The sequence below is a fragment of the Myxococcus vastator genome (genome assembly GCF_010894475.1).
GTDB lineage: Bacteria > Myxococcota > Myxococcia > Myxococcales > Myxococcaceae > Myxococcus > Myxococcus vastator.
In genome coordinates this window covers 1-5,739 of sequence record NZ_JAAIYB010000504.1, presented here as the reverse complement: position 1 = coordinate 5,739, position 5,739 = coordinate 1, and the positions used below count along the sequence as shown (strand labels likewise).

General features: G+C 67.5%; 5 protein-coding genes. 3 read left to right on the top strand and 2 right to left on the bottom strand.

The window, feature by feature from the left end:
- From G4D87_RS32530 to G4D87_RS32520, 3 genes are all read left to right on the top strand, one after another.
- The coding region (locus G4D87_RS32530) for a lantibiotic dehydratase (protein WP_163786577.1) at positions 1–2,122 on the top strand (2,122 nt) is incomplete at its 5' end.
- A gap of 364 nt (positions 2,123–2,486) precedes the next feature.
- Positions 2,487–2,786 (top strand): hypothetical protein, encoded by a 300-nt coding sequence (locus G4D87_RS39715; protein WP_240358789.1) that lies wholly within the window; start codon positions 2,487–2,489, stop codon positions 2,784–2,786.
- Positions 2,787–2,916: 130 nt separating this feature from the next.
- Complete coding sequence (locus G4D87_RS32520) at positions 2,917–3,387, top strand: NUDIX hydrolase (protein WP_163786576.1); 471 nt, start codon at positions 2,917–2,919, stop codon at positions 3,385–3,387.
- Positions 3,388–3,505: 118 nt separating this feature from the next.
- On the opposite strand, the gene G4D87_RS32515 is transcribed toward G4D87_RS32520, so the two are convergent.
- Together G4D87_RS32515 and G4D87_RS32510 are read right to left on the bottom strand one after the other, a co-directional pair.
- Positions 3,506–4,102 (bottom strand): imm11 family protein, encoded by a 597-nt coding sequence (locus G4D87_RS32515; protein WP_163786575.1) that lies wholly within the window; start codon positions 4,100–4,102, stop codon positions 3,506–3,508.
- Between the two features lie 15 nt (positions 4,103–4,117).
- The gene (locus G4D87_RS32510; protein WP_163786574.1) at positions 4,118–5,494 is read right to left on the bottom strand and encodes an AHH domain-containing protein; all 1,377 of its coding nucleotides are present in this window, start codon (positions 5,492–5,494) and stop codon (positions 4,118–4,120) included.
- Between the last annotated feature and the right edge of the window lie 245 nt (positions 5,495–5,739).

Below are 5,739 nucleotides of genomic sequence, written 5' to 3'. Positions count from 1 at the left end.
GCGGGAGGTCGCGGGGAGTGGGCTCTTCCGGGAGGCGCTGCTCTGGCAGAACCGCGCCGGCTTCCACACGGGGGCGAAGCTGTTGCTGCAGGCGCCGGTGACCGACCGGAGCAGCTCCGTGCGCAGCAAGGAGCGGTACGTCGCCAGTCACATCCAGCGCTACTGCGCCAAGAACGACTCCATCGGCTTCTTCGGGCCCGTGGCCTGGGGCGAGTTCCGGGAGTCGGGGGCTCCGCTCGTCTGCCGCCCGGGGCCGGAGCTGCTCTGGGACCGGCGGACGTTCCTCGAGCACTGGGCGCTGGATGCGCTGTGCGCCAGGATCTCCGAGGTGCCGGGAATCCAGCCCTGGTTGGCGCCGCGGCGCATGCCCTATGTTCGGGTGGAGGGCACGCGCCTCTTCACCCCGCTGGGAGCGGATGAGCTGTCACCGCTTCGGGCCCGCGTGCTGGCGGGGTGTGGCGGCGACGAGACGGCTCGGGCCCTGGCGCTGCGCCTGAAGGAGGACGCCTCGGCCGGCGTGGAGCGCGAGGAGGCGGTCTACGTCGAGCTGACGGAGCTGGCGTCCCAGGGGCTCATCCTGTGGCGGATGGAGGTCCCCACGGTGGGCAGGACGCGCTTCATGCAGGTCGTCCGCCAGCAGCTCGAGCGAATCGGCGACCCGGCGGTGCGCGAGCAGGCCCAGGCGCTCTTCAAGGAGCTCGAAGGCGCTCACGACGCGGTGGTCCGGGCGGCCGGAGACGCAGCGGCCCTGGACGCCGCGCTGCAGGTCATGGAGGAGACCTTCACCCGCCTGACGGGGAGCGCGCCCTACCGCAACGCGGGCCAGCTCTACGCGGGGCGCACCCTCATCTACGAGGACTGCCGCCGGGACGTCTCCGTCGACCTGGGCCCCCAGGTGCGGGAGCGGCTGGCGCCCGCGCTCTCCCTGCTGTTGATGGCGGGCCGTTGGCTGACCTTCCACCAGGCCCGCGCCTACAGGGGCGTGTTCGACTCCCTCTTCGAGGCGCTGTGCCGCGAGGGGGGCACGGACACGCTGGAGCTGAGCCAGTTCTGGGCGCATGCCATCCGGCACATTCCCCGGGGGCATGGCACCTTTCCGGCGGAGGTCATGGCCGTGCTGACCGAGTTCCAGTGCCGCTGGGCGCAGGTGCTCGGCCTTCCCTTCGAGGGGCGGCGCCTGGAGCTCTTCGCCCAGGAGCTCCTGCCGAAGGTCCAAGAGGCCTTCGCGGCGCCCGGGCCGGGCTGGCCCACGGCGCGCTACCACTCTCCGGACATCCTGCTCGCCGCGTCGAGCACGGAGGACGTCGCGCGCGGAGATTACGCCCTGGTGCTGGGCGAGCTGCACATCGGGATGAACACGCTGGAGCAGGAGCTCTTCTTCGACGACCACCGGGAGCCGGAGTTGCTGCTCCAGTGGATGACCGAGGACATGCAGCGGGGCCGCGTCTACCCCGCGGTGCCGAAGCACATCGCCTCCAGCCGCACCGGCTTCGGCATTTCCGAGCACCCCGACGACGCGACGATTGAGTTCGACGCCGCGCGCTCCAGCCGCCCTCGTGAGCAGACGGTGGCCATTGCCGACTGCGTGGTGCGGCGGGTCGACGGGCGGGTCACTGTGTGCTCGCGGGACGGGCGGCGGCAGTGGGACATCATCGCCTTCGCGGACATGCTGCTGTCCAACGCTCGCGCGGGCCTGCTGGGCTCGGCCCGGCACATTCCGCGCATCACCATCGACGGGCTCGTCGTCTGGCGTGAGAGCTGGAGCTTCACGCCCCAGGAGCTCGCGTTCGCGGAGCGCAAGACGCCGCTGGAGCGGTTCATGGGGGCCCGTGAGCTGGCCCGGGCCTACGGCCTGCCGCGGTTCATGTTCGTCAAGGCCTCCGCCGAGGCGAAGCCCTGCTATCTGGACCTCTGGAGCCCACTGTACGTGGAGCTCCTCGCCCATCTGGTCCGCCGCTCCACCTCCATTACCTTGAGCGAGATGCTCCCCGGTGCCGAGGCGTGCTGGCTACAGGATGCCCAGGGCCAGTCGTACACCAGCGAGATCCGCATCGTGGCGGTGGACCCGCTCCACTGGGCTCCCGCCGCGCCTTCCGCCATGGACCGGCCAACGCCCGTGTGAGCTGGGGGCCGTAACCGACCGACGGCCGGCGTGAAGCGGGTGCACTTTTCTGCTCGCCTGTCACTGACACCATCGTCCGGACGGGGGATGAACTTCCGTCACGCGCCGCACGAGGCGGCGGCGCCTACCTTGGTTGAGGGGCCAGGCGTCGAGGCTCCGCGCGTCCTCGCATCAACGCTTGAGTCCGAAGCACCGGAGCGGCTGCATCGGCGCCGGGCCTCCCGGGTGGAGGTGACAGTGGTGCGCGCTGGACAGCGCGGAGAGGGACGCGCACCAGGGCGCCCTCGCGGCCCGGCTGGCATTTCGCAGCGCCCTGCTCGACGTCTCGGGCTCCACCCGTCGCATCTCCGGCGAGTTCCCCAGTTTGAAGGCCCGTTGGCGAGGGATTGGCGGCGGAGACGGCGGTTTCGTCCGCTACGTCGATTACGGCGCCCAGCAGTTGCGGTGGATTGACGCTCAGCTCGTCGCCGCCACTCGGATGGCCAACACCGCTTCGGAGGTGGAGGCGCCGGACATGCAGCTCGCCCTGTTGCACCTCGCCGGCCCGCGGCTCGAGGCCGCCATGATGGGCTCGCTCCTGCTGGAGCAGGCTCACCACGAGGCCATCCACGGCGGGGCGACTGGAAGCTGGGACGCACATGGCCCGGTGAATGGAACCGGATGATTATGAGCCGATTGCGTGAAGCCGAGGTGTTGGCCGGACGGATGTTGACGCGAAACGAGAGCCTGGAGATCGTCGCGAAGAATATGAGGGACTATATGAACCCGATGAACTTCACCCGCTGGAGAGGACGATGAGCGACGAGCGTGCCTGGCAGGGTAACGTGAAGGCACGCCTGTATGAGCGGGTCCGCGAGCACGGCTACGATTCGCTCACCGCCTTTGCCAAGGCGCGTCCTGGCGTCCCGTTGTACTTGCTGGCCGAAGAGCTTGGAAAGGATGACGTTGCAGCAGTGCAAGTATTGAGCGGATTGCTTGGCGAGGCGGAGCAGCGCAAGCAGGTCACACGCTTTGTTCGCGACGTGCTTGTGCGCGAGCTATCCGAAGGTCTTCCCAACGGCTGGCCGGCCGTGTTGAATGATGCCAATCGTTTCGAAGTCGCCAAGGCGCTCAGTTCGTGGATTGCCTACACCCCAGAAACTCATCAGGACAAAGCAAGACAGGTCAGCGCAGCGCTCCTCGCCAAGCCGCCACCGCCCGGCTGGCGCCCGCTCCGTCCCGACGACGAGCTGCTGCTCACGATCTTGCCGGACGAAGAAGTCTGAACCCCCCGGAACCCCCTCCGGATCAACTACACACGATTCGGGACTTGACCGGGGCGTCGGGTCCGTTGCGGTTCACCCGCGTCCGTTCATCTTGAATACGAGGGTGGGAAAGCTGGGGTCAGGAGTTCTTGGCTTCACCGGGGCCCGTGACGTCCGTGAACTTCGTGCCGGTGATACCGGCGCGCTCCATGGCATCTTTAACCTCCTCGGACACGATCAGCGCCACGGTCCATCCCCAGGTTCGGAACACCTTGGCGCCTTCTACCTTAGCCGTGTCGATGCGCATCCCGGACACCGAGGAGTACGTACCCACCTTTTCGGGCATCCCGTCCTCCAGGGTCCAGTAACGCACCTCCTCGCACGCAGCGTCGTCGATGCACTTCACCAGCCGGGTGGCGTTGAGGATGTAGTGCTGAGCGTGCTGGGAGTCGAGCTCCACCGGGAAGAGCTGCACGTCGTCGGGTGCCACCTCGGTGATGAGGGCGGCTACCCGGGCGTGGACGATGGGGATGCTGAATGCCGCATGGGAATAGTCGAGCGGTCTACCGGAGATCTTGATGGGGATCTTGATTCGCTCGTCCGACTGAGCCCGCTGCCCGATCCTGAACTGCCACGGGTCATCGAGCTTCCGGCCCTCCTCATCGAGAGGATGCCCCAACTCCCACCGGCCGGAGAGGTACACATCATCGGTCAACTTGAAGAACCGCTGCGGCATGAGGACATTCTTCCGTCATTCGGTTCGGGTCACCAGCCGATTGAGCTTGGTCCCCTGTTTCGAGATTTCGCGCGCCAACATGCCGAGGATCCTCGTCAACACCTCTCGGCAACGATTGATGCTCTTGCAGGTCGAGGTTGCTTCGTCCAGCCGCTCGTAGACTTCCTCGTGGTACTCCCGCGGGTGTGGCCCCTTGTGGCCCGGGACGCGAACCTGGTTCGCCGCATCGTCGAGCGACATGCCTGCTCGGTCGAAGATTTCCTGGTACCTTGGCGTCCAGGGCCCCCCGCTGTTGGTGGATGTGCTGAACTTGTCGGAGGCGACATGGTGCCAGGGGCCGTCCGCGTCCACCGGTGCCGAGCTGCCGGCGCTCGCCCCTCGTGCCGCCATGGCCAGCGCCCCAGGCGCGAGCGTGATGGTGACGGCCCCTTCGGCGGGGATCGCCACCGAGCCCACTTGCGCGATTGCTGTGAATCGGAAGCCGCCTTGGACCTCGGCCAGCCGCACCGCCTGTACCGAGCCCGGAAGCCCCGGTGCCTTGACCGCCAGCCCTGCGGTGCTCCCAATGGCAGCGGTCGCGAGCATGACGAAGACGCGCGCCGCGTTCTCGCCCATGACCCTGCTGTACTCTTCGCCAGCCGTGCGTACCTCATTGAAGGTCGTGGCGACCGCTACCGCCTCGGCAAGTTGCCGCCACCCTGCGACCAGATTCCAAACGGTGTCCACTCCCAAGTAGGCGATGAGGCCGACCGTCAGGGTGGCGGCCACGCCTTTACTCACCGGTTCGGGCAGCAACCAGAGGCCGAGGTACACGGCCATGGCCGTGATGATGGTGTTCCGCACTGCAATCGGATCCACCATTTCTCCCAGCGCCGCCTGGGTCTCGTCCAAGACCGAGCCCATGGCGAACTGTAGGGCCAGGGTGCGCTTGGCCTCGTCGCCAAGTGTGGGGCCGTCCTCCAGCAGGTGAAGGCAGTCTCGGGCGCGCTGCGTCCGCTCGCACCAGCGGCCATAGGCGCGCGTGAGTTCTGAATCCGCCTCCGGTCTCCATGCTTCGGTTGGTGGGAGGAGGGTGTTGTCCGAGTACTGCCGCGAGCCAACAGACACGAGGCCGACGCGCCCTCGTGCGCCTGCGTACGCATCATTCACTGGAGACCAGAACCGCCGTCGCGCGTCCGATCGAGGTTGGGCGGACCGGGGTACGTCTCGGCCCAACTTCGCCACGGTCTCCTGGAAGTCGTCTTCGTCCAGTTCCACTGGTCTCGCGTCACCGGAGCTTGGGGTGAAGGTGAGGGGGTTGCCCCGACCCGTGTCCAAACGCACTGCGCTTGTCGCGCTACTGCACCCGGCCAGCGCCATGAGCAGGAGGGGAATCGACCATCGTGGCAGCATGCGGAGCCCTCCTGGCGCTGCCCCCCTCGTCGGGAGCCCGTTGACGACACGAGTTCGTGCAATACCATATAGCACTGACAGATGATCCAGGCTGAATCGGCGTCGGGGCGCGTGCGTGAGGCTGACGGCGTGCCTTCACCCCTGGCGGCTCTCACCTCAACGCCTCTCAGCACGTCGTTGGCCGGACGCCTAAGTTCTCCACGTAGCTGGCGACGAGGCCGGGTCGCGTGGGCTCGGTAGTAGCC